Below are 23,206 nucleotides of genomic sequence, written 5' to 3'. Positions count from 1 at the left end.
AGTATGATAATAATGTAGAAAATGAAGTGAAAACAAATTTAAAAATTAAATGGGGCCAAATATGATTATTGTTTATATTGCGCTGTTGTTAATTCTTGTATACGTGAATTATCGATTAGTGAATCGATTGCTATCTGAAAATAGAATATATGTTGTTCGTTTGATAGCAACAATTACTACTGTTATAAGCTTTATCCTTGTATACGCATTAATTCACGAACTTATGCCTTTTGTTGTGCGAGCAATGGATTTAATGTATCACCAGTAAATTTAGTAGTAGGTAAAATGAACGTAAATGAACTATTCAATCGATTCTATAATTAAAAGTCAAAGTAAAGTAACCAAATATTGAAGAGGTGTACAAATGAAAATATATAGTCAAGGTGACCAAGCCATTGTAGTCGCAATTGAAAAAGAAGTATCTAAAAGTTTAACCGAAGATTTATTAACACTTCGCTCATATTTAATTGAACAAAATTATCCATTTATTATAGAAATTGTGCCATCAGAATCAGACATGATGATTGTCTATGACGCAAGGGATATGATTAAACACCATAATATACAATCACCTTTTTTATACATGAAAGCACTAATTGAATCGATTCATTTAAACATAAAACATGATTTTAACCAGCAAGATTTGATTGAAATACCAATTGTGTATGGTTCGAAATATGGTCCGGATTTAGAATCACTTTTAAAACATTACAAAATCAAGCTAGAAACATTTATTGAATTACACTCTAAGGCGCAATATTTTGTTTCGATGATGGGATATTCACCTGGGTTTCCTTATTTAACTGGATTAAATAAGAAATTGTATATTAATCACACGAGTAAACAGAAAAAATTCATTCCAGCTGGTTCTGTAGTACTTGAAGGGAAAAAATGCGGTATTGTAACAACGGATACAATTAATGATTGGTTAGTTATTGGTTATACACCATTATCACTTTTTAATCCGAAAGAATCAGATTTCGCACGCTTAAAGTTAGGCGATAATATTAAATTTAGACCTATCAATGAAAATGAATTAGAAGTAGGAGCGTTTAAAGATGTCAATCATAATTGAAAAAAGTGGCTTATTCAGTAGCTTTCAGGACTTTGGTAGAAGGGGATATGAACATGATGGTGTAATTCCATGTGGTGCACTTGATACTTTAGCACATGAAATTGCTAATCGATTAGTTGCAAATGACAAGAATGAAGCAACTTTGGAAATGACTAATAAAATGGCAACGATTCGTTTTACAGAACCTACGCTGATTGCATTAGCAGGGGGTAATGTCAAAGCTTACACTGAGCATATGACTATATCTCCATATAAATTGTATTTGTTAGATAAAGGCGATGTTTTAAAGTTTAGAGAAACAAGTTATACATCGCGAGTGTATTTAGCTGTGGGAGGCGGATTTGAATTAGATGCATGGTTAGGATCTAATTCAACCGACTTTAATGTAAAAATTGGTGGTTTTAAAGGTAGAACATTACAAGATGGCGATGAAATAAAGCTTAAGAGAGATTATACAGCTCGTCATCATAAGTTATTTGAAAACCTTGCTCACACGAAACAAACAGATTGGGGTATTGATGGATACGCCTTGTCATTTAATTATATGTCTGATGTATTTCATGTCGTTAAAAATAAAGGTACGGAAGATTTTAAAGAAGATGCCATTCAAAGATTTGTGAAACATGATTATAAAGTAACGAGCAAAGCAAATCGCATGGGGATGATGCTTGAAGGTGAAAAAATCAAAGCTTTTTATGAAGATATGCCACCGTATCAGACTGTCAAAAAAGGAACGATACAAATTAAGCGTGATGGCACACCTATTATCTTATTAAATGATCATTATACACTAGGTAGCTACCCGCAAATCGGTACAATCGCAAGTTATCATTTAACGAAATTAGCACAAAAACCGCAAGGATCACGTTTGAAATTTCAATTTATAGATATTTTAACGGCTGAAAAGAACCTTGTTAAGTATAGTAACTGGTTAAACCAATTATTTCATGGAATAGAATATAGAATGCAATTAGAAATGATGAAATAATATTTGGTACGTAGCTCATACTAGAGTCCGATGCAAATAATTTCCTCCTAATGTATAATGAAATAATACTGTGTTTTATCTGCGAAATGTATCATATTCTAATTCGTTTCACAGTAAAATGAAAAGATAAAGTGTGTTTTTACTTGAATTTTGACTAAAATTACTCTATATTTATTAATTGAGCTATGCTTATTATTACAATTTGATTACAAATTTTAAATTTGTTAATTGAATGATAATATTAAATAAAGAAACTTACACAAGCAAATATGAGTTGTAGCCCAAAATACTTGTTAAATCAAAGTTGAAAGCTACAAATAATGAAAATTATAAACTTGAATCTGAAAGTAATTACTATAATTATGACAATGTTAACTTTTAAACGCACTTATTAATTAACTACATAATGTTAATATCTAATTTATTCAAGTACTTTCGCAAGATTTATTATCTAAATAACGGGGGAAAGAATCATGAGTTCACAAAAAAAGAAAATTAGTCTTTTTGCGTTCTTCTTATTAACCGTAATAACGATTACCTTGAAGACGTATTTTTCTTATTATGTTGATTTTTCTTTAGGTGTTAAAGGTTTAGTACAAAACTTAATATTATTGATGAATCCTTATAGTTTAGTAGCACTGGTTTTAAGTGTGTTCCTATTCTTTAAAGGCAAAAAAGCATTTTGGTTCATGTTCATAGGCGGCTTCTTATTGACGTTCCTATTATATGCCAATGTTGTGTACTTTAGATTCTTCTCGGATTTTTTAACGTTTAGTACTTTAAACCAAGTAGGTAACGTAGAATCTATGGGTGGTGCGGTTAGTGCATCATTCAAATGGTATGACTTTGTTTATTTCATTGATACGTTAGTTTACTTATTCATTTTAATATTTAAAACAAAATGGTTAGACACAAAAGCATTTAGTAAGAAATTTGTTCCTGTCGTAATGGCGGCTTCAGTAGCATTATTCTTCTTAAACTTAGCTTTTGCTGAAACTGACAGACCAGAATTATTAACACGTACATTTGACCATAAATATTTAGTGAAATATTTAGGACCGTATAACTTTACAGTATACGATGGTGTTAAAACTATCGAAAATAATCAACAAAAAGCGTTAGCATCTGAAGATGACTTAACAAAAGTATTAAATTACACGAAACAACGTCAAACAGAGCCTAACCCAGAATATTATGGGGTGGCAAAGAAGAAAAATATTATTAAGATTCATTTAGAAAGTTTCCAAACCTTCTTAATTAATAAAAAGGTTAATGGTAAAGAAGTAACACCGTTTTTAAACAAATTATCAAGTGGGAAAGAGCAATTCACATACTTCCCTAACTTTTTCCATCAAACAGGTCAAGGTAAAACATCTGACTCTGAATTTACAATGGATAACAGTTTATACGGTTTACCGCAAGGTTCTGCCTTTTCATTAAAAGGAGATAATACGTATCAGTCATTACCAGCAATTTTAGATCAAAAGCAAGGCTACAAATCTGATGTCATGCACGGTGACTATAAAACATTCTGGAACAGAGACCAAGTATATAAACACTTTGGTATCGATAAATTCTATGATGCAACATACTATGACATGTCAGATAAAAACGTTGTAAACTTAGGCTTGAAAGACAAAATTTTCTTTAAAGATTCTGCTAATTATCAAGCTAAGATGAAATCACCATTCTATTCTCATTTAATTACATTGACTAACCACTATCCATTCACATTAGATGAAAAGGATGCAACTATTGAGAAGTCAAACACAGGTGATGCAACAGTTGATGGTTATATTCAAACAGCGCGTTATTTAGACGAAGCATTAGAAGAATATATTAATGACTTGAAGAAAAAAGGATTATATGACAATTCAGTGATTATGATTTATGGTGACCACTATGGTATCTCTGAAAACCATAACAATGCCATGGAAAAACTATTAGGTGAAAAAATCACACCAGCTAAATTTACAGATTTAAACAGAACTGGTTTCTGGATTAAAATCCCTGGTAAATCTGGTGGTATCAATAATGAATATGCTGGTCAAGTCGATGTAATGCCAACAATTTTACATTTGGCTGGTATAGATACGAAGAACTATTTAATGTTCGGTACTGATTTATTCTCTAAAGGTCATAATCAAGTAGTTCCATTCAGAAATGGTGACTTTATAACAAAAGATTATAAATATGTTAATGGTAAGATTTATTCTAATAAAAATAATGAACTCATAACTACTCAACCAGCTGATTTCGAAAAGAATAAAAAGCAAGTTGAAAAGGATCTCGAAATGAGTGACAACGTGCTTAATGGTGATTTGTTTAGATTCTACAAAAATCCAGACTTCAAAAAGGTAAATCCTTCGAAGTATAAATATGAAACAGGACCTAAAGCAAACTCTAAAAAATAATATTTAAACACGAACTCGGATTGATAAAATATCAATCCGGGTTTTTATTATGTTCTTTTTTATTATGTTCTACATTATATGTGTTGATAAAAAGGTATATTATAAAGATCATTAGCATAGTCATCAAAGCCTTATCAAGTTTTATTTATAGTTGAAGCAACAATATATTAAATTATGACACTTAACGGTATCGATTTCTTTTGATTTCAAAAAGGTGTATAATGTATAGAACTGATTTAAGTACGTAGAGATTTCAACAGAAGAAGGAAGATGGGTATGGAAGCATATAAAATTGAACATTTAAATAAATCTTATGCCGATAAGACTATATTCGATAACCTAGATTTATCAATTTCAGAAGGTGAAAAAATAGGTTTGGTAGGCATAAATGGTACAGGGAAAAGTACGTTGTTAAAAGTAATTGGTGGTATTGATGATGATTTTACAGCCAATGTTATGCATCCAAATCAATATCGAATTCGATATTCGTCTCAGAAACAGGACCTGAATGAAGATATGACAGTTTTTGATGCAGTATTAAGTTCTGATACAACAACTTTACGCATCATCAAGCAATATGAGCAGGCAGTACAAGCTTATGCGGATGACCAAAGTGATAAATTGTTCAAGCGAATGATGGATGCGCAAGAAGCTATGGATCAACATGATGCTTGGGACTATAACGCTGAAATTAAAACAATCCTCTCAAAACTAGGTATACATGATACTACTAAATACATTAAAGAATTATCCGGCGGACAACAAAAACGTGTTGTACTTGCTAAAACATTAATAGAACAACCAGATTTATTGTTATTAGATGAACCTACGAACCATTTAGACTTCGAATCAATCAGCTGGTTGATCAATTATGTGAAGCAATATCCTCATACAGTTTTATTCGTAACCCATGATCGATATTTTTTAAATGAAGTTTCCACTAGAATTATTGAACTAAACAGAGGGAAGCTAGCGTCATATCCTGGTAACTATGAATCTTATATTGAAATGCGCGCTGAAAGAGAAGTAACACTTCAAAAGCAACAACAAAAGCAACGAGCTTTATATAAGGAAGAACTTGCTTGGATGAGGGCTGGAGCTAAGGCTCGTACTACAAAGCAACAAGCTAGAATTAATCGATTTAATGACCTAGAAAATGAAGTTAACCAGCAATATAAAGACGATAAAGGTGAATTGAATCTTGCTTATTCAAGATTAGGTAAGCAAGTGTTCGAATTAGAAGACTTATCAAAGGCTATTAATGATAAAGTATTATTTGAACATCTGACGGAAATTATTCAAAAAGGTGAGCGTATTGGTGTTGTTGGGCCAAATGGAGCTGGTAAAACAACACTCTTAAATGTTTTAAGTGGAGAAGACCAACAATTCGAAGGTAAATTGAAGACTGGGCAGACGGTTAAAGTAGCTTATTTTAAGCAAACAGATGAGACCCTGGATAGAGATATTCGTATGATTGATTATTTAAGAGAAGAAAGTGAGATCGCAAAAGAAAAAGATGGAACATCAGTATCTATTACACAACTTCTTGAACGATTTTTATTTCCAAGTGCAACTCATGGTAAAAAAGTTTATAAATTATCTGGTGGAGAGCAAAAGCGTTTGTATTTATTACGTCTACTCGTACACCAGCCAAATGTTCTGTTGTTAGATGAACCGACAAATGATTTAGATACTGAGACTTTAACAATACTTGAAGATTATATTCATACTTTCGGTGGTACAGTGATTACCGTAAGTCATGATCGTTACTTCTTAAATAAAGTTGCACAGTCATATTGGTTTATTCATGATGGTCAGATGGAAAAGATTATAGGAACTTTTGAAGATTATGAAAGTTATAAAAAATCATTAGATAAAAATAAATCCACATTGAAGCAACAATCTAAATCTTCTACAACTGTACGTAAGAAAAATGGGTTATCATATAAAGAAAAATTAGAATATGAACAATTGATGAAACGCATAGAACAAGCGGAAGTAAGAATGGAAGAAATTGATGTGCTCATGATTGAGGCAAGTGCAGATTATGGGAAAATTAAAGAATTAAACGAAGAAAAAGAACAACTTGAAATTCAATATGATTTAGACATCACAAGATGGAGTGAGTTAGAAGAAATTAAAGAACAACAATAAGGGGTCAATTTATGATGCAACAAACATTATCGCATTACTTTGGGTATGAAACGTTTCGACCAGGACAAGAAGAAATTATTAGCAAAGTATTAGACCATCGTAATGTGCTTGGTGTCTTACCAACTGGTGGAGGTAAGTCTATATGCTATCAAGTACCAGGTTTATTGTTAGGTGGTACAACAATTGTAATAAGTCCACTTATATCATTAATGAAAGATCAAGTGGATCAGTTAAAAGCGATGGGAATTCAGGCTGCTTTTTTAAATAGTAGTTTGACTCAAAAAGAGCAACAACGTATTGAAAAAGCATTATCAAATGGAGAAATTCAATTTTTGTATGTTGCACCAGAACGATTTGAAAACCGATATTTTTTAAACATGCTTCAGCGTATAAAGATTCACTTAGTCGCGTTTGATGAAGCGCATTGTATATCTAAATGGGGACATGATTTCAGACCGAGTTATCAAAACGTCATTTCTAAAGTATTTACGTTACCTCAAGATTTTACAATAATAGCGTTGACAGCAACTGCCACGGTTGAAGTACAGCAAGATATTAGAGAAAAGTTAAATATCGCTCAAACTGATCAAATTAAAACGAGTACTAAGCGTAGAAACTTAATTTTTAAAGTAAATCCTACTTACCAACGTCAAAAATTTGTATTAGATTATATTAAAACACACGATGAAGATGCAGGTATTATTTATTGTTCTACACGTAAGCAAGTTGAAGAGCTTCAAGAAGCCTTAGAAAGCCAGAAAATTGAAAGTGTTATATATCATGCAGGTTTGAGCAATAAAGAAAGGGAAGAAGCGCAAAATGACTTCTTATTTGATCGTGTTAAAGTAGTCGTTGCTACAAATGCTTTTGGTATGGGTATTGATAAATCCAATGTACGTTTTGTTATTCATTATAATATGCCTGGAGATTTAGAATCTTATTATCAAGAAGCGGGTCGTGCAGGTCGTGATGGGTTGAAAAGTGAATGTATTTTGTTATTTAGTGAACGCGATATCAATTTACACGAGTATTTTATAACAGTCTCTCAAGCTGATGATGACTATAAAGATAAAATGGGCGAAAAGTTAACTAAAATGATTCAATATACAAAAACAAAAAAATGTTTAGAAGCAACAATTGTCCATTATTTTGAACCGAATGAAAAATTAGAAGAATGTGAACAATGTAGTAATTGTGTTCAACAAGATAAATCATATAATATGACACAAGAAGCTAAGATGATTATTAGTTGCATCGCTCGTATGAAACAACAAGAGAGTTATAGTGTTATCATTCAAGTGCTAAGAGGAGAGTCAACAGATTATATTAAGTATAAAGGTTATGATCAAATTTCAACCCATGGTTTAATGAAAGGTTACACAACATCAGAATTAAGTCACTTAATAGATGAATTAAGATTCAAAGGGTTCTTAAATGAAAATGATGAAATATTAATGTGTGATACTTCAATTAAAAAATTACTCAGTAATGAAGTAGAAGTATTCACAACACCATTTAAGCAAAAAGCGACTGAAAAAGTATTTATAAATACGGTTGAAGGGGTTGACCGAGTATTATTCAGTCAGTTGGTAGAAGTTCGTAAAAAGTTAAGTGACAAATTAACGATAGCACCTGTAAGTATATTTTCTGATTACACGTTGGAGGAATTTGCTAAACGTAAGCCTGCTTCGAAACAAGATATGATTAATATTGATGGCGTAGGTAGTTACAAATTAAAACATTATTGTCCAGCATTTTTAGAAACGATTCAAAATTATAAAGCCAAAGTATAGTGAAGGCACCTAGTAAGCATTCCTTGTTTTACTGGGTGTTTTTTTGAATTTAAGGTAAAATATCACTATTTCTTAACTGGAGATTACCTATTATTCATTATTTTGTTAAAAAAGTTCAAGGATAAATCATTTAAATTTGAAAATTGTAATAAACGTGGTTAAATAGGGAATACATACATATAATCTCGGTTTTATGCTATGAGAAAAAAAGAGGTGGCAAAGTGATTAAGTTTAAAAATGTAACTAAGCTTTATGGCAAACATGTCGCTGTCGATAACATTAGTTTCAATATTAATGAGGGTGAATTTTTTGTACTAATTGGACCTTCAGGTTGTGGAAAAACTACGACATTAAAAATGATTAATCGACTCATTCACTTAAGTGAAGGTTATATTTATTTTAAAGATAAACCAATAAGTGATTATCCAGTATACGAAATGCGTTGGGATATTGGATACGTATTGCAGCAGATTGCATTATTCCCACATATGACAATTAAAGAAAATATTGCACAAGTGCCACAAATGAAAAAGTGGAAAGAAAAAGATATAGATAAAAGAGTAGATGAATTACTTGAAATGGTTGGATTAGAACCTGAAAAATATAAAAACAGAAAACCTGATGAATTGTCAGGGGGACAACGACAACGTGTAGGAGTTATACGTGCGTTAGCAGCTGATCCACCAGTTATTTTAATGGATGAACCGTTTAGTGCATTAGACCCAATCAGCCGAGAAAAACTTCAAGATGATTTAATTGAATTACAAACTAAAATTAAGAAGACAATCATATTTGTTACACATGATATTCAAGAGGCGATGAAACTTGGTGATAAGATTTGTCTTTTGAATGAAGGTCATATTGAACAAATTGACACACCAGAAGGATTTAAAAATAATCCTCAAAGTGAATTTGTTAAACAATTTATGGGTAGTCATTTAGAAGATGATGCGCCATGTGTTGAAGAGAACGCAATTATCCGTGACTTGGATATTATGAAACCAATCGATGAGGTTACAACTATGAGCGCTTATCCAATTGTTTATGACAATCAACAAATTGAAGTATTGTATCAACATTTATCAGAGAGCGAGCGTGTCATTGTCATGCAAGAAGATAGCGTAGGTCAATATGTTATTGATAGGAAAGATATCTTCAAATATTTGTCCCAGAAAAAGGAGGTAGCTCAACATGACTAACTTTTTCGACATATTGAGTGAACGTAAGGGGCAACTATTTTCGACAATGATAGAACATATTCAAATATCATTTATCGCATTATTGATTGCAACTGCTATTGCGGTACCATTAGGTATTTTATTGACGAAGACTAAAACGATATCTGAAATCGTAATGAATATTGCGGCAATTCTTCAAACCATACCATCGTTGGCATTATTAGGTTTAATGATTCCTTTATTTGGTATCGGTCGTGTGCCAGCAATTATTGCTCTTGTAGTGTATGCGTTGTTACCAATTTTAAGGAATACGTATACTGGAATTAAAGAAGTTGATCCATCACTCATTGAAGCGGCTAAAGGTATAGGTATGAAGCCATTTAGGCGTTTAACTAAAGTTGAACTTCCAATAGCAATGCCTGTTATAATGGCTGGTGTAAGAACGGCTATGGTATTAATTATAGGTACAGCAACACTAGCAGCATTAATTGGTGCAGGCGGACTAGGAGATTTAATTTTATTAGGTATAGACCGTAACAATGCATCATTGATATTATTAGGTGCAATTCCAGCAGCCTTATTGGCAATTATATTTGATTTAATTTTAAGATTAATGGCTAAATTATCTTATAAAAAGTTATTGATGACGTTAGGTGTTATAGTGATGATTATTATACTGGCCATTGCTATTCCTATGTTTGCACAAAAAGGTGATAAAATTACGTTAGCTGGAAAGCTTGGCTCCGAGCCTTCGATTATTACAAATATGTATAAAATTTTAATAGAAGAAGAGACCAAAAATACTGTAGAAGTGAAAGATGGTATGGGCAAAACAGCATTTTTATTTAATGCTTTAAAATCTGACGATATAGATGGGTATTTAGAGTTTACTGGAACAGTTTTAGGTGAATTAACAAAAGAACCATTGAAGTCAAAAGAAGAGAAAAAAGTATATGAACAAGCTAAGCAAAGTCTTGAAAAGAAATATCAAATGACAATGTTAAAACCAATGAAGTATAACAATACGTATGCTTTAGCTGTAAAACGTGATTTTGCTAAACAACATAATATACGTACAATTGGTGATTTAAATAAAGTTAAAGATCAACTTAAACCAGGATTTACTTTGGAATTTAATGATCGTCCAGATGGTTACAAAGCTGTTCAAAAGGCTTATAATTTAAATTTAGATAACATACGTACAATGGAACCTAAGTTGAGATATCAAGCGATCAATAAAGGTAATATTAATTTAATAGATGCATATTCAACTGACGCTGAATTAAAACAATATGATATGGTTGTGTTAAAAGATGATAAGCACGTATTTCCACCATATCAAGGAGCACCATTATTTAAAGAAAGCTTTTTAAAGAAACATCCAGAAATTAAGAAACCGTTAAACAAACTAGAAAACAAAATATCTGATGAAGATATGCAAATGATGAACTATAAAGTAACAGTTAAAAATGAAGACCCATATACAGTTGCGAAAGATTATTTAAAAGCAAAAGGGTTAATCAAATAACGACCAACGCCACATAAGATGCGTAACACCAAATTATATCTTATGTGGCGTTGTTATATTTAAATCTATAATTATGTTCAATTTAAACATGCAATAATGATTAAAAAATATGACATGTTAAACACAATGTAAGTTATTATGATGTGAAAATAGTAGCATTGCATTTTAGAAACATAGAGCGATATAATGAATATAAGTTTTTTAAAATTTCAGTTAATTCTAAGGAGGTTGTTTTTATTATGAAAGAACAACTTAATCAACTATCAGCATATCAGCCTGGTTTATCTCCAAGGGCATTGAAAGAAAAGTATGGCATTGAAGGAGATTTATATAAACTTGCATCAAATGAAAATTTGTATGGACCATCGCCTAAAGTTAAAGAAGCGATATCATCACACTTAGATGAGTTATATTATTATCCTGAAACAGGATCACCGACATTAAAAGCGGCGATTAGTAAACATTTAAATGTAGATCAATCACGCATTTTATTTGGTGCGGGATTAGATGAAGTTATATTAATGATTTCTAGAGCAGTATTAACGCCAGGGGATACTATTGTTACAAGTGAAGCGACATTCGGTCAATATTATCACAATGCGATTGTTGAATCAGCTAATGTGATACAAGTACCTTTAAAAGATGGTGGCTTCGATTTAGAAGGTATTTTAAAAGAAGTTAATGAAGATACGTCATTGGTATGGTTATGTAATCCAAATAATCCTACAGGTACATATTTTAATCATGAGAGCTTAGATTCGTTTTTATCTCAAGTACCTCCACATGTACCAGTAATTATAGATGAAGCTTATTTTGAATTTGTGACAGCAGAGGACTACCCGGATACACTTGCTTTGCAACAAAAATATGACAATGCATTCTTATTACGTACATTTTCAAAGGCGTATGGATTAGCGGGTTTACGTGTAGGATATGTGGTAGCAAGTGAACATGCAATTGAAAAATGGAACATTATTAGACCACCATTTAATGTGACACGTATATCTGAATACGCAGCAGTTGCAGCACTTGAAGATCAACAATATTTAAAAGAGGTAACTCATAAAAATAGTGTTGAACGTGAAAGATTTTATCAATTACCTCAAAGTGAGCATTTCTTACCAAGTCAAACGAATTTTATATTTGTAAAAACAAAGCGGGTAAATGAACTTTATGAAGCACTTTTAAATGTAGGGTGTATTACGCGACCATTTCCAACCGGTGTTAGAATTACAATTGGTTTTAAAGAACAAAATGATAAAATGTTAGAAGTTTTATCAAACTTTAAATACGAATAGTAAGTGTCGTCACATTGTATAAAAATGTGCTAAAATGCAGTGTGAATTAAGAGGCGAGAGTATTCAGTGGTAAAATGTGACAATAGATGATATTGTTTTGTATCAATTGCTTTTTTGCTATACTGAATCAATACTGATATTTTGAGGAGAAGATTAAAATGACCCGTAAATCAATCGCGATTGATATGGATGAAGTATTGGCAGATACATTAGGAGAAATCATTGATGCTGTCAATTTTAGAGCGGATTTAGGTATTAAAATGGAAGCTTTGAATGGTCAAAAACTTAAACATGTTATTCCCGAACATGATGGATTAATTACAGAAGTATTGAGAGAACCAGGCTTCTTCAGACATCTTAAAGTGATGCCGCATGCACAAGAAGTTGTGAAAAAATTAACTGAACATTATGATGTATATATTGCTACAGCAGCAATGGATGTACCAACATCATTTAGTGATAAATATGAATGGTTACTAGAGTTCTTTCCATTTTTAGATCCTCAGCATTTTGTTTTTTGTGGTAGAAAAAACATCGTTAAAGCTGATTATTTAATAGATGACAATCCTAGACAGCTTGAAATTTTTACTGGTACACCGATTATGTTTACAGCAGTGCATAATATTAATGATGATCGATTTGAACGCGTAAATAGCTGGAAAGATGTTGAACAGTATTTTTTAGATAATATTGAGAAATAAAAATATATCACTTGAAGCATTTCATGTAGCAAATAAAATCATATACTGGGGCCCCAACAAAGAGAATTTCGAAAAGAAATTCTACAAACAATGCGAGTTGGGGTGGGGCCCCAACACAGAGAAATTGGAACGCCAATTTCTACAGGCAATGCGAGTTGGGGTGGGCCCCAACATAAAGAAATACTTTTTCTTTAGAAATTAGTATTTCTTATGCATGAGTTGCACTCATGCATTCCTATTTTTAAGTACACATTAGCTGTGACTAATGATAAAGAATCGCTACATAATCAACCATTAGTCGTTCTTTATCATTTCCGTCTCACTCTCAATAAATGTAAGTCTATCTCATTATTATAAATCGGATGAATGTGTTAATCTATGTCAGATTACACGTCATCCGATTTTTTATAGAATTTGAAAAAGACGCATAAACCACTATGATTTAAAATACAATATCAATCATTTTAGTGGCATGCGCCAAAATTATATGTCTGTTTTTGAAACAGGGTAATAGCTTAAAGCTAATAACAACGAATATAATGTACGTTGAATCTTATGATTACACTTTAAACCTAATATAATATCCCGTTAAGATCATTCCGGATGCTTACAAATCATTGACAGTAAGTAACTGAATGGCATTTGGTATAACCTCAATATCAATAGGTGTTTCTAATGAAATTTCGCCATCAATATCAACTTTCATTGCTGGATCTGTTGTAAGTGAAATCTTTTTACCAGGTATATGCTCAATACCTTGAGTAATTTCATTCCAATTCATGCTATCACGCTTTTTAAAAATATCATTTAAAATACTGAAACTTTGTTCATTAAAAATGAAAGTGTTCAGTTCACCATCTTGAGGAGACAAATCAGTCAATGGTATACGACTACCACCAATAAATGGACCATTTGCTGATAGTATCATGGTCGTTTCGCCAGAATATGTCTTATCATCAATTGATAATTGATAATTAAATTGTGTTGGATTTAGCAGTGTTTTGACAGTTGATCCAATATAACTCAATTTACCAAATATATCTTTTGAACCATCTTGTACGTTTTCAGCGTTTTGAACAATTAGACCTAAGCCAACAAAGTTGAGTGCATATTGATTATTTATTTTAATTACATCGTATGTACCAACTTGTGCAGAAATCATTTGTTCACTAGCTTGTTTATGATTAGGTGCTATATTTAGCGTTTTTGTAAAATCATTAAAAGTACCGCCTGGTAAAATGCCAATAGGGAGTTGAAGGTCATGTGTCATAACACCATTTATAAGTTCGTTAACCGTGCCATCACCGCCAAGAATAAATAATATATCTACATCTTTTGCATAGTTTTTAGTTTTGATTTCTTGGCAATATTTAATAATGTCACCTTCGTTTTCACTCAATTGAATAGAAAGATGCTTACAAATTGAACTTAATGCTGTTGTAACTTCCCCAATACCTTGATTAATATTTTTTAATCCACTATGTTCATGGTAAAAGAGGACACCATGTGTATATTTATTTTCCATAGTTTAGCCTACTTTCTAAAAATTGGTTCATTAAATATATATATACCCACTTTTAATTGTTAATACCAAAAATATGTTTTTAAATAGAGAAAATGGTAATAACTGACATTGATGTCTATAGAGTGGGACGAGAAAATATAGTTATAGCTGTCTATAACGAGCATATTAAGCTTTTATTTATACTGATATCTTGAATTTAATTAATAGAAACCTATAAAAAAACAGTAAGCCATTTAAATGACTTACTGTTTTTTAAATTAGGCCAACAATATTAACGTATACCTTTCATCGCTTTGATGATTAAAGGTGAGAATGCTAATACAATTGTTGTAACAATAATTGCAACAACACCTAGGAAAATAAAGTAATTTGTTTGACCTAGTGGTTCTATTAACTTAACTAAAGTACCATTGATTGCTTGTGCAGAAGCGTTAGTTAAGTACCAAATACTCATCATTTGGGCATTAAATGCTTTAGGTGCTAACTTAACAGCAGCACTATTACCCGTTGGTGATAAGCAAAGCTCACCGATAACACAAATAATGTACGATAGAATAACCCAGTTAACTGAGAAGTTTGATGAACCTGATGCATAACCTACAATACCAATTAGTATGTATGACGCACCTGCTAAGAACGTACCAATTGCAAATTTTACTGGCAGGCTAGGTTGTTTAGTTCCAAGCTTTTGCCATAAAAGTGAAATAATTGGAGCTAATAATAAAATAAATAATGGGTTAATTGATTGGAAGATCGCTTCACCAAAGTTTGTTTTCCAACCAAATAGGTTTAATTTCATATCTGAATGTTCAATTCCATAAATGTTTAATACATTAGACCCTTGTTCTTGAATAGCCCAGAACACCATTCCAAGAATAAATAATGGAATAAATGCTTTAACACGAGAACGTTCAGTATCAGTGACATCTTTGCTTCTAATAATTAAAGTGAAGTAAATGATTGGTAATGCAATACCTAATACTAAAACAGTATTACTAACTAAGTTAAATGATAATGAGTTAGTTAATGCACCAATAACGATAATTAATACAATTGCTAAGACAACACTTCCGATAATAAGACCATACTTTTTCTTTTCAGCTGGTGTCAATGGGTTAGTAGGTTTCATACCAACGCTACCTAAGTTTTTGCGGTTGAAAAGTACATACCATACTAAACCTAATGCCATACCAACTGCTGCAATCAAGAATCCGCCGTGGAAGTTTTTAACATTAACAAAGTGTTGCAAAATAATAGGTGATAATAATGCACCCATATTAACTGACATATAGAAAATAACAAAACCTGCATCCATACGTCTATCATTTTCAGGATATAAACGGCCAACGATATTTGAAATGTTTGGCTTCATTAAACCTGAACCAATAATGATGAAGAACATTGATGTGAATAAGCCGATTAATGCAAATGGTAAGCTTAAACAAATATGTCCGATAATAATAAATACGGCACCTAATAAAGTAGCGCCTCTAGTGCCCGTAATTCTGTCAGCAATCCATCCGCCTGGTATTGATGTCATATAGATTAATGAACCATAAACTGACATAATTGACATAGCTGTTGTTTTATCAATTCCAAGGCCATTATCTGTTACGGCAAAGTACATGTAGAAAATGAGTAGGGCACGCATGCCATAATAACTAAACCTTTCCCAGAACTCTACAAAGAAGAGTACGCCTAGTCCTCGAGGATGCCCGAAAAATCCTGTTTGAGGTATGTCTTGAATTTGATTTCCATGGGAGTTTTGTTGTGTCATTTATACATCCCATCCTTTCTTCCCCTAATACAATAGTTTAAGTAAATTTGATTGTGCCTTATCAACTAAATATTCCACAAATCACAAAAAAATAAAAATATTGAGAATATTCTGCTATTAAGCGCGCACAATTAATTAGAGATAATATAAAAATATACTTATTGACGTTAAAGTGCAATAGGTTTCTATAAAAATGTTGTTTAATTCGTGTACTAATATTCTTTTGGTGTACTTTGGTATAAAATGTTATTTTAATGTAACCTATTATGTATGCTAAATGAAAAACACACCAATAAGTTAGGAAAATCAACTTATTGGTGTGTTTATTAAATGATTCATTTAACGATTATCTATTTTTTCGGGATATAAATCATGATTCATTAAACGATGCTCAGCCATTTTTTCATATTTAGAATTTGGACGTCCATAGTTTGTATAAGGATCAATAGAAATTCCACCACGTGGTGTGAACTTGCCCCAGACTTCAATATAATGTGGGTCCATAAGCTCTATCAAATCATTCATAATAATATTCATACAATCTTCGTGGAAATCACCGTGATTTCTGAAACTAAATAAGTATAATTTCAAAGATTTTGATTCGACCATTTTAACGTTTGGAATATATGAAATATAGATAGTTGCAAAATCTGGTTGCCCAGTAATCGGACATAATGATGTGAATTCTGGACAGTTGAATTTTACGAAATAGTCACGACCTTGATGCTTATTATCAAACGATTCTAATACATCGGGACGATAGTCAAAATTGTAAGTATTGTCTTGATTTCCTAATAAAGTTATATCTTGTAATTCATCTTGTTGACGGCCATGTGCCATATAAAGCGCTCCTTTAAATTTATTTTTTTATTATTTTGGCGTCTCGGCGTGCTTTTTCAAACATGTAATAACTTGCACCAATAATAACGACGTAACCTAATGTTGCATAGAAATCTGGAGATTCTCCGAATAGAATAAATCCAAGTATTGCTGTGAAAATTATAGATGCATACGTGAAAATAGAAATATCTTTTGCTGCTGCAAAACTATATGCTAATGTAACACCAATTTGACCCACAGCGGCAGCTAAGCCAGCCCCTAATAGATAAAGTATTTGCATCTGACTCATTGGTTCATAAGTATATGCAGTGAAAGGTATTAAAACGATGACAGAAAATAAGGAGAAGTAAAATACTATAGTATATGGTGCTTCTCTTGTACTAAGTGCTCGAACACATGTATATGCTGATGCTGCAAAAATACCTGAGAATAAGCCAGCTAATGATGGAATCATAGATGATGAAAATTCAGGTTTCACTATTAAAAGCATACCTAAAATAGCAATTATCATTGCTGTTATTTGATACTTCCTTACCTTTTCATGTAAGAAAACAATGCTTAATAAAATCGTCCAGAAAGGATTAAGTTTCATTAATGAATCGGCATCACTAAGCACCATATGATCAATGGCATAAATATTTAACAATACACCAATAAGTCCAAGTGTTGATCGTGTTATTAATAAGGGTTGACTTGAAAGTCTGCCAAACATTGGCTGATGGTATTTATATATAAAAAATAATGGAATAAACATTGCTACTAAGTTTCGTGCTAATGATTTTTGAAAAACAGGAAGGTCACCTGCAAGTCTGAAAAACACTGACATAAAACTGAAACCAATAGCCGAAATTAAAATGGCAATGATACCTTTTACTTTAGGATTCAATTTTATCGCCTCTTTTATATAAAATTAACGTATTTATATTAGCATAAAACAACATGTTGTGCATAAATAGTTGAAAATTACTATAAAAAGACTATAATAGACTTTACCGAACAAACGTTCTGTGTTTATTTGTCGGAATAATAGGGCATTACACTTTTATGAATGTTTGTGTTATTACATAAAACAAATATCAATTCAGTATCAAGCTAATAAGCTTTTTCTTGATTTCTGTTGATACAATTGAGATTGACACAGATTTAAAAAAATCAAGTGATATCTACTAAAAATTTTTTTTAAATTTGTTCAAGTTTTTCTAATTTAGTATTGGTGCCTAGTTGGAACGTTTTACGAACATTCGATTAGAAAATGGCACTTTAAATCATAGTGTGTCTTATGTATAATGAAACACATAATATAGTGTTGGTAAAACGAAAAAGACACAATATCTTGTGTTTTGTATGCAAATGCTTTATTTATGAAGAAATTACATTTAAAAGTAATTTAACACAGAAATTTAATAGTTATTATCAATTAATAGTCATATTTTTAGAAAATGTACTGAGCAAATGGAAGATATCCAATGATGTAAACACTACATATAGTGATTTTTATACATTCAACCCATATAAGCTACTATTTTCTCAAATATAAATCTATGCAATTGGTTTACATTTGAGAAAATAAGTAGCTTCATTATAGTTAATACAATGCTGAGATAACCATAGTAACCATGTTGTTAAAGCATTTTTTAATTGTAATGACTACTTTATTTAAAAGGGTTGAAGAAAGAAGGTGATCCAATGAAAATAATATATTTTTCATTTACTGGAAATGTCCGTCGTTTTATTAAGAGAACAGAACTTGAAAATACGCTTGAGATTACAGCAGAAAATTGTATGGAACCAGTTCATGAACCGTTTATTATCGTTACTGGCACTATTGGATTTGGAGAAGTACCAGAACCCGTTCAATCTTTTTTAGAAGTTAATCATCAATACATCAGAGGTGTGGCAGCTAGCGGTAATCGAAATTGGGGACTAAATTTCGCAAAAGCGGGTCGCACGATATCAGAAGAGTATAATGTCCCTTTATTAATGAAGTTTGAGTTACATGGAAAAAACAAAGACGTTATTGAATTTAAGAACAAGGTGGGTAATTTTAATGAAAACCATGGAAGAGAAAAAGTACAATCATATTGAATTAAATAATGAGGTCACTAAACGAAGAGAAGATGGATTCTTTAGTTTAGAAAAAGACCAAGAAGCTTTAGTAGCTTATTTAGAAGAAGTAAAAGACAAAACAATCTTCTTCGACACTGAAATCGAGCGTTTGCGTTATTTAGTAGACAACGATTTTTATTTCAATGTGTTTGATATTTATAGTGAAGCGGATTTAATTGAAATCACTGATTATGCAAAATCAATCCCGTTTAATTTTGCAAGTTATATGTCAGCTAGTAAATTTTTCAAAGATTACGCTTTGAAAACAAATGATAAAAGTCAATATTTAGAAGACTATAATCAACACGTTGCCATTGTTGCTTTATACCTAGCAAATGGTAATAAAGCACAAGCTAAACAATTTATTTCTGCTATGGTTGAACAAAGATATCAACCAGCGACACCAACATTTTTAAACGCAGGCCGTGCGCGTCGTGGTGAGCTAGTGTCATGTTTCTTATTAGAAGTGGATGACAGCTTAAATTCAATTAACTTTATTGATTCAACTGCAAAACAATTAAGTAAAATTGGGGGCGGCGTTGCAATTAACTTATCTAAATTGCGTGCACGTGGTGAAGCAATTAAAGGAATTAAAGGCGTAGCGAAAGGCGTTTTACCTATTGCTAAGTCACTTGAAGGTGGCTTTAGCTATGCAGATCAACTTGGTCAACGCCCTGGTGCTGGTGCAGTGTACTTAAATATCTTCCATTATGATGTAGAAGAATTTTTAGATACTAAAAAAGTAAATGCGGATGAAGATTTACGTTTATCTACAATATCAACTGGTTTAATTGTTCCATCTAAATTCTTCGATTTAGCTAAAGAAGGTAAGGACTTTTATATGTTTGCACCTCATACAGTTAAAGAAGAATATAGTGTGACATTAGACGATATCGATTTAGAAAAATATTATGATGACATGGTTGCAAACCCAAATGTTGAGAAAAAGAAAAAGAATGCGCGTGAAATGTTGAATTTAATTGCGCAAACACAATTACAATCAGGTTATCCATACTTAATGTTTAAAGATAATGCTAACAGAGTGCATCCGAATTCAAACATTGGACAAATTAAAATGAGTAACTTATGTACGGAAATTTTCCAACTACAAGAAACTTCAATTATTAACGACTATGGTATTGAAGACGAAATCAAACGTGATATTTCTTGTAACTTAGGCTCATTAAATATTGTTAATGTAATGGAAAGCGGAAAATTCAGAGATTCAGTTCACTCTGGTATGGACGCATTAACTGTTGTAAGTGATGTAGCAAATATTCAAAATGCACCAGGAGTTAGAAAAGCTAACAGTGAATTACATTCAGTTGGTCTTGGTGTGATGAATTTACACGGTTACCTAGCAAAAAATAAAATTGGTTATGAGTCAGAAGAAGCAAAAGATTTTGCAAATATCTTCTTTATGATGATGAATTTCTACTCAATCGAACGTTCAATGGAAATCGCTAAAGAGCGTGGTATCAAATATCAAGACTTTGAAAAGTCTGATTATGCTAATGGCAAATATTTCGAGTTCTATACAACTCAAGAATTTGAACCTCAATTCGAAAAAGTACGTGAATTATTCGACGGTATGGCTATTCCTACTTCTGAGGATTGGAAGAAACTACAACAAGATGTTGAACAATATGGTTTATATCATGCATATAGATTAGCAATTGCTCCAACACAAAGTATTTCTTATGTTCAAAATGCAACAAGCTCTGTAATGCCAATCGTTGACCAAATTGAACGTCGTACTTATGGTAATGCGGAAACATTTTACCCTATGCCATTCTTATCACCACAAACAATGTGGTACTACAAATCAGCATTCAATACTGATCAGATGAAATTAATCGATTTAATAGCGACAATTCAAACGCATATTGACCAAGGTATCTCAACGATACTTTATGTTAATTCTGAAATTTCTACACGTGAGTTAGCAAGATTATATGTATATGCGCACTATAAAGGATTAAAATCTCTTTACTATACTAGAAATAAATTATTAAGTGTAGAAGAATGTACAAGTTGTTCTATCTAACAATTAAATGTTGAAAATGACAAACAGCTAATCATCTGGTCTGAATTAGCAGATGATTAGACTGCTATGTCTGTATTTGTCAATTATTGAGTAACATTACAGGAGGAAATTATATTCATGATAGCTGTTAATTGGAACACACAAGAAGATATGACGAATATGTTTTGGAGACAAAATATATCTCAAATGTGGGTTGAAACAGAATTTAAAGTATCAAAAGACATTGCAAGTTGGAAGACTTTATCTGAAGCTGAACAAGACACATTTAAAAAAGCATTAGCTGGTTTAACAGGCTTAGATACACATCAAGCAGATGATGGTATGCCTTTAGTTATGCTACATACGACTGACTTAAGGAAAAAAGCAGTTTATTCATTTATGGCGATGATGGAGCAAATACACGCGAAAAGCTATTCACATATTTTCACAACACTATTACCATCTAGTGAAACAAACTACTTATTAGATGAATGGGTTTTAGAGGAACCTCATTTAAAATATAAATCTGATAAAATTGTTGCTAATTATCACAAACTTTGGGGTAAAGAAGCTTCGATATACGACCAATATATGGCCAGAGTTACGAGTGTATTTTTAGAAACATTCTTATTCTTCTCAGGTTTCTATTATCCACTATATCTAGCTGGTCAAGGAAAAATGACGACATCAGGTGAAATCATTCGTAAAATTCTTTTAGATGAATCTATTCATGGTGTATTTACCGGTTTAGATGCACAGCATTTACGAAATGAACTATCTGAAAGTGAGAAACAAAAAGCAGACCAAGAAATGTATAAATTGCTAAATGACTTGTATTTAAATGAAGAGTCATACACAAAAATGTTATACGATGATCTTGGAATCACTGAAGATGTGCTAAACTATGTTAAATATAATGGAAACAAAGCACTTTCAAACTTAGGCTTTGAACCTTATTTTGAGGAACGTGAATTTAACCCAATCATTGAGAATGCCTTAGATACAACAACTAAAAACCATGACTTCTTCTCAGTAAAAGGTGATGGTTATGTATTAGCATTAAACGTAGAAGCATTACAAGATGATGACTTTGTATTTGACAACAAATAACAATTAAATTAAAAGACCTTCACATGTAAAGGGAAATAGCGATTCGTTTCGTCTTGACTCCTACATGTTGAAGGTCTTTTTTTATGTGTATTTAAATCATTATGAGACTGAGTCAGAAATCAATGTTCTAAGATATACAATGTTATTTATATTGGCAGTAGTTGGCGGGGCCCCAACACAGAAGCTGGCGGAAAGTCAGCTTACAATAACGTGCAAGTTGGCGGGGCCCCAACACAGAAGCTGGCGGAAAGTCAGCTTACAATAATGTGCAAGTTGGTGGGGCCCCAACACTGAGAATTTCGAAATGAAATTCTACAGACAATGCAAGTTGGGGTGTGGGTCTCAACATAAAGAAAAACTTTTTCTTTAGAAATTATCATTTCCACTCATGTATTCCTTTTTAAGTACACATTAGCTGAGGCTAATGTTAAGAATCACTACATAATCAATCATTAGTAGTTTACATCATTTCCTCTATTCCCAGATATCAAAATCTTAAGTGTTCTATTTTACTTTAAGTAAACAAAATACACATTCTGAAAAATTAAATTTCAGTTTAATTGCAAATATCAATAAAATTGACACTAAATTATTTGAAAGGCTATTGAAATTATGGTCAAAAAACGCTACTATTAATGAGAAATATTATCAATGATAATGGTTATCATTAATTTAAAGGGAGAAAAATTTGTA

20 protein-coding genes are annotated in these 23,206 nt (G+C 31.7%); 15 read left to right on the top strand and 5 right to left on the bottom strand.

Features of this window, described 5'->3' with window-relative positions:
• Positions 1-61 precede the first annotated feature (61 nt).
• The 10 genes from ACXQH5_RS03190 (at position 62) to ACXQH5_RS03145 (ending at position 13,129) form a co-directional block, all read left to right on the top strand.
• The gene (locus ACXQH5_RS03190; protein WP_014363392.1) at positions 62-268 is read left to right on the top strand and encodes a hypothetical protein; all 207 of its coding nucleotides are present in this window, start codon (positions 62-64) and stop codon (positions 266-268) included.
• A gap of 96 nt (positions 269-364) precedes the next feature.
• Positions 365-1,075 carry a 5-oxoprolinase subunit B family protein gene (locus tag ACXQH5_RS03185; protein ID WP_000708692.1) on the top strand — a complete coding sequence of 237 codons (711 nt, stop codon included), beginning with the start codon at positions 365-367 and terminating at the stop codon, positions 1,073-1,075.
• Positions 1,059-2,063, top strand: coding sequence for a 5-oxoprolinase subunit C family protein (locus ACXQH5_RS03180; protein ID WP_000022323.1), 1,005 nt, complete (start codon positions 1,059-1,061; stop codon positions 2,061-2,063). Before ACXQH5_RS03185 ends, ACXQH5_RS03180 begins: the two co-directional genes overlap by 17 nt.
• A gap of 473 nt (positions 2,064-2,536) precedes the next feature.
• Positions 2,537-4,477, top strand: a complete 1,941-nt coding sequence (gene ltaS, locus ACXQH5_RS03175) for a polyglycerol-phosphate lipoteichoic acid synthase LtaS (RefSeq protein WP_000098285.1) — start codon at positions 2,537-2,539, stop codon at positions 4,475-4,477.
• A 270-nt stretch (positions 4,478-4,747) separates the two neighbouring features.
• Entirely contained in the window at positions 4,748-6,631 is a 1,884-nt protein-coding gene (locus ACXQH5_RS03170) for an ABC-F family ATP-binding cassette domain-containing protein (protein WP_000525113.1), read from the top strand.
• 11 nt (positions 6,632-6,642) lie between these two features.
• Positions 6,643-8,424, top strand: coding sequence for a DNA helicase RecQ (recQ, locus tag ACXQH5_RS03165; protein ID WP_000983680.1), 1,782 nt, complete (start codon positions 6,643-6,645; stop codon positions 8,422-8,424).
• A gap of 221 nt (positions 8,425-8,645) precedes the next feature.
• Positions 8,646-9,623: an ABC transporter ATP-binding protein gene (locus ACXQH5_RS03160; RefSeq protein ID WP_458066464.1), complete on the top strand. Its 978-nt coding sequence runs from the start codon at positions 8,646-8,648 to the stop codon at positions 9,621-9,623.
• Entirely contained in the window at positions 9,616-11,130 is a 1,515-nt protein-coding gene (locus ACXQH5_RS03155) for an ABC transporter permease/substrate-binding protein (protein WP_000180997.1), read from the top strand. Before ACXQH5_RS03160 ends, ACXQH5_RS03155 begins: the two co-directional genes overlap by 8 nt.
• A 239-nt stretch (positions 11,131-11,369) precedes the next feature.
• A complete protein-coding gene (gene hisC, locus ACXQH5_RS03150; RefSeq protein WP_000663039.1) occupies positions 11,370-12,428 on the top strand; it encodes a histidinol-phosphate transaminase in 1,059 nt (352 codons plus the stop codon).
• 158 nt (positions 12,429-12,586) lie between these two features.
• Positions 12,587-13,129, top strand: a complete 543-nt coding sequence (locus ACXQH5_RS03145) for a 5' nucleotidase, NT5C type (protein ID WP_000197262.1) — start codon at positions 12,587-12,589, stop codon at positions 13,127-13,129.
• Between the two features lie 607 nt (positions 13,130-13,736).
• Here the strand turns inward: ACXQH5_RS03145 and ACXQH5_RS03140 are convergent.
• Positions 13,737-14,654, bottom strand: a complete 918-nt coding sequence (locus ACXQH5_RS03140) for a diacylglycerol/lipid kinase family protein (RefSeq protein ID WP_000429011.1) — start codon at positions 14,652-14,654, stop codon at positions 13,737-13,739.
• 92 nt (positions 14,655-14,746) lie between these two features.
• Here ACXQH5_RS03140 and ACXQH5_RS03135 point away from each other — a divergent pair, with 92 nt between their 5' ends.
• On the top strand, positions 14,747-14,848 hold the full coding sequence (locus ACXQH5_RS03135; protein ID WP_031760357.1) for a hypothetical protein: 102 nt from the start codon (positions 14,747-14,749) through the stop codon (positions 14,846-14,848).
• 77 nt (positions 14,849-14,925) lie between these two features.
• Here the strand turns inward: ACXQH5_RS03135 and ACXQH5_RS03130 are convergent, their stop codons facing one another.
• The 4 genes from ACXQH5_RS03130 to ACXQH5_RS03115 form a co-directional block, all read right to left on the bottom strand.
• Positions 14,926-16,431, bottom strand: coding sequence for a peptide MFS transporter (locus ACXQH5_RS03130; RefSeq protein ID WP_000193751.1), 1,506 nt, complete (start codon positions 16,429-16,431; stop codon positions 14,926-14,928).
• Between the two features lie 61 nt (positions 16,432-16,492).
• Positions 16,493-16,741, bottom strand: a complete 249-nt coding sequence (locus ACXQH5_RS03125; RefSeq protein WP_071665613.1) for a hypothetical protein — start codon at positions 16,739-16,741, stop codon at positions 16,493-16,495.
• Positions 16,742-16,770: 29 nt separating this feature from the next.
• Positions 16,771-17,271 (bottom strand): preQ(1) synthase, encoded by a 501-nt coding sequence (gene queF / locus ACXQH5_RS03120; RefSeq protein ID WP_000930014.1) that lies wholly within the window; start codon positions 17,269-17,271, stop codon positions 16,771-16,773.
• 19 nt (positions 17,272-17,290) lie between these two features.
• The gene (locus tag ACXQH5_RS03115; protein ID WP_001068497.1) at positions 17,291-18,157 is read right to left on the bottom strand and encodes a DMT family transporter; all 867 of its coding nucleotides are present in this window, start codon (positions 18,155-18,157) and stop codon (positions 17,291-17,293) included.
• A gap of 800 nt (positions 18,158-18,957) precedes the next feature.
• Between ACXQH5_RS03115 and nrdI the strand changes: the two genes are divergently transcribed.
• The 4 genes from nrdI to ACXQH5_RS03095 all read left to right on the top strand — a co-directional run bounded on the left by nrdI (position 18,958) and on the right by ACXQH5_RS03095 (position 23,168).
• The gene (gene nrdI, locus ACXQH5_RS03110; protein ID WP_000692521.1) at positions 18,958-19,356 is read left to right on the top strand and encodes a class Ib ribonucleoside-diphosphate reductase assembly flavoprotein NrdI; all 399 of its coding nucleotides are present in this window, start codon (positions 18,958-18,960) and stop codon (positions 19,354-19,356) included.
• Positions 19,319-21,424, top strand: a complete 2,106-nt coding sequence (gene nrdE, locus ACXQH5_RS03105) for a class 1b ribonucleoside-diphosphate reductase subunit alpha (RefSeq protein WP_000855509.1) — start codon at positions 19,319-19,321, stop codon at positions 21,422-21,424. Before nrdI ends, nrdE begins: the two co-directional genes overlap by 38 nt.
• 117 nt (positions 21,425-21,541) lie before the next feature.
• On the top strand, positions 21,542-22,513 hold the full coding sequence (nrdF, locus tag ACXQH5_RS03100) for a class 1b ribonucleoside-diphosphate reductase subunit beta (RefSeq protein WP_000562498.1): 972 nt from the start codon (positions 21,542-21,544) through the stop codon (positions 22,511-22,513).
• Between the two features lie 499 nt (positions 22,514-23,012).
• Positions 23,013-23,168, top strand: coding sequence for a hypothetical protein (locus ACXQH5_RS03095; RefSeq protein WP_000499195.1), 156 nt, complete (start codon positions 23,013-23,015; stop codon positions 23,166-23,168).
• The last annotated feature ends 38 nt before the right edge of the window (positions 23,169-23,206 follow it).

Source organism: Staphylococcus sp. SA22 (genome assembly GCF_054165785.1).
This window is presented reverse-complemented; position numbering and strand designations above follow the sequence as displayed.